Raw genomic sequence first — 1,510 nt, forward strand, 5'->3', positions numbered from 1 at the left:
GGTTGCTGTTGTGGGCTTCGGTGGTTGGGTTCAGGCGTGTGGTGTCGTACATTGCCGGGCCGCTGGCGACGGTGTCGGTGAGCAGGTAGCGGCCGGCCTCGGGTGTGCGGCGCGCCTCGTTTTCGGCGGCGCAGGTGCCGGTGAGTTTGAGTGCGTCGGCGAGGTTGATGCCGACTTGGATTACGTGGGGTTCGGCGTCGAGTACCGCGATCAGGCGGGTGATGTAGTTGTCGGGGGCGAAGAACTGCCAGCCTGCGCCGAGGTGTAGCCAGAACCGTCCGTGGATCTGGGTGCGCAGCTGCGCGAGTTGGGGGGCGGGTTTGGCGCTGGATTTGCGGCGGGCGAAGGTGAGGAATCCGTAGCGTTTGCGCAGTGTGGCGCGGTCGGGGGCGGACAGGCCGGCGTCAAGCACCAGGAAGCGCCCGACGCGGGAGACATCGAGGCAGCAGTTCAGAAACGAGTTGAGGGTGTGCTCGGTGGTGTGGCGGTTTGGTCCGGCGATCAGGCTGACGGTGATCTCGGCGTGGGCGGGGCCGGGGGGTAGGGACGCCACCAGGGTTTGGGGGTAGGGTGCGGCCGCTTCGATCATGGTCGGTACCGAAAAGTCGCGGTTGGCCGCGATCCGTTGCCGATCAGGCTCGGGCAGATCAGGGCGGGCCAGCAGTTTCCGGCACAGCGTGAACGCCTCGGCATGCCGGCCGATCCAGCTTGCGCACACCGCCTGCTCATCGACCGCGCGCCACGCGTAAACCTCTGCGATTTCTGCGGGGAGAAGGATGTCCTCTTCGGGGAACGGGATTTCTGTGGCGCGCTGGGCGAACAGGTAGCCGCGCCGGTAGCGTTGCTCGACGCGACACCGAAAAGCCATGGCATGCAACGCCTCGGCGCGGGTCGGTCGGAAAGCCCAGGCGCGCAGGTAGGCATCTTCAACATCTGGCCCCGGCTCACCGAGTTCGGCCATCGACTCCGCGAGCCGGTACATCGCCCAGTAGACCTCCTCGCCGCAGCCGCCTATCTCGACCCGCCGCGCATACCAGCGGCGCGCACCGACCACGTCGCCCAACTGGAAGAAGGTCTCGGCGAGGAAGAAGACCGACCGCGCATCCTCGGGGTCGCGTTTGACCTTGGCCAGCAACTGATCGCGTTCGTGCTCAGACTTTTGCCTGAACAGGTCGCGGTTGCGACGCTGATGATGTGCGCTGTGGTTCTTGTCTTCGAGGCGCACACCGGCACCCGGGTTGTCTTGCGCGGCGGTCTGGTGGGTGATGTTCTCGGGGTTTTCCGAGAGCGCGCGGTCGATGATGGTCACCTGGTCGCGGGCGGAGAAAGCCTGGTATCCGCGCTCGGCGAGTTCGCGTCGCGCGGGCTCGTCGGCAAGCAGTTGCACACAGCGCTCGACTAGTTCGTCGTAGTCGGCGAACGCGACGCCGGACTCCAGCTCGCGCTCCACGGTGGGGTCGGCACCACGCTCGGAGACCACCGCGCGTCGATTGGCCAGCAGGTAGGACAC

1 protein-coding gene is annotated in these 1,510 nt (G+C 66.6%); it reads right to left on the minus strand.

The window, feature by feature from the left end; all coding sequences use genetic code 11:
• A partial coding sequence (locus tag AC2VON_RS10260; protein ID WP_486952860.1) for a tetratricopeptide repeat protein occupies positions 1-1,510 on the minus strand: 1,510 nt, incomplete at both ends.

The sequence above is a fragment of the Mycobacterium sp. TH-M82 genome (assembly GCF_057473605.1).